We start from the raw sequence: 1280 nt of genomic DNA on the forward strand, positions 1-1280 counted from the left end.
AGCCGTAGAGGCTGCGCGCGAGCGTCCCCCTGTCCTCCACGACCGGGGACTTCACCAGGCGCGCTACGGTCGAGTTCCGGCCGTCGGCACCGACGACCACCCGCGCGCGCAGCCTCTACGGCTACTGGTCGGGTGTTGCGGAACGGGGGGTGCGCGTGGTGTTCCGCGGCAGGCGCGGCATCTCCCTGTGGCCGACGAACGACGCTCTCACCGTGGTGTCCCTGGTCTTCCCGCCCGAAGAGGCCCCCGGCCCGGGGCGTTCGGCGCAGGCCGGCTTCTACGCGTCGTCGCTGCGGGAGGTGCCAGAGGTCGAACAGGCCCTGGCGGGCGCGGAGTTGGTGTCCACGCCCCGGGCCGCGGCCGTACGGAATGCCCGCAGGCGTGCCCACGGCCCGGGGTGGGTCCTGGCCGGGGACGCCGGCCACCACAAGGACCCCGTCTCGGCGCAGGGGATCTCCGACGCCTTCGCCGACGCCGCCGTGCTCGCCGACGCCCTCCACGCCGGACTCTCGGGCTCTGCCGGGCTCGACGAGGCGCTGGCGGGATACACCGCGACCCGCGACGCGCAGCGGCTAGAGGCCTTCGCCTACACCTGCGAGCAGGCCGAACTGCGCCCCTTCGGCGCCGACTTCCTCAACGACCTGGCCCGGACGGCCGCCGACGAGCAGGCCGCCCAGGCGTTCCTGAACACTTTCGTCGGCTGCGACGCGCCGTCGGACGCGGGCTGGCTCGGCGACTCCCACTAGGGGCCACGGACACTCCACTGGGGCCAACTCCACCAGGGCCAACGGACACTCCACTTCGCCGCTCGGGGCGCGGGTCAGCGGCTCGGGGACGCGGGTCAGCTGCTCCGGAGTGTGGGTCAGCGGCTCGGGGCGCGGGGTCAGTGCGCCAGGCCCGGGGGTAGCCCCAGGAACAGGCCGCCGCTGACCTCGATGAGCTGTCCGGTGATCCACCGCGCGTCATCCGACGCGAGGAACGCCACCACGTCGGCGACGTCGGCGGGGGTGCCGATCCGGCCGAGCGCGGTCATGTCGATGATGACCTGCCTGGTCTCCGGCTGCTCCCGCCGTTCCGCCGCCGTCAGGTCGGTGTCCACGGCGCCGGGGGCCACCGTGTTCACGGTGATGCCGCGCTCGCCCAGCAGATGCGCCAGCGTCCGGTTCATCGCCACCACCGCGGCCTTGGCCATCGTGTAGGCCACGTCCGCGACCGCGACCCGGACCGCCGCCGAGGAGACCGACACCACCCTGCCGCCGTCGGCGAGCAGCGGCAGCGCG

The 1280-nt window shown here is 74.1% G+C and carries 2 protein-coding genes; one reads left to right on the plus strand and one right to left on the minus strand.

Features of this window, described 5'->3' with window-relative positions; all coding sequences use genetic code 11:
* The first annotated feature begins 29 nt into the window (after positions 1–29).
* Positions 30–746, plus strand: coding sequence for an FAD-dependent monooxygenase (locus AOK16_RS24900; protein WP_169790961.1), 717 nt, complete (start codon positions 30–32; stop codon positions 744–746).
* 137 nt (positions 747–883) lie between these two features.
* Here the strand turns inward: AOK16_RS24900 and AOK16_RS24905 are convergent.
* The coding region (locus tag AOK16_RS24905; protein WP_157859352.1) for an SDR family NAD(P)-dependent oxidoreductase at positions 884–1280 on the minus strand (397 nt) is incomplete at its 5' end.

It is taken from the genome of Streptomyces pathocidini (assembly GCF_001418495.1).
GTDB lineage: Bacteria > Actinomycetota > Actinomycetes > Streptomycetales > Streptomycetaceae > Streptomyces > Streptomyces pathocidini.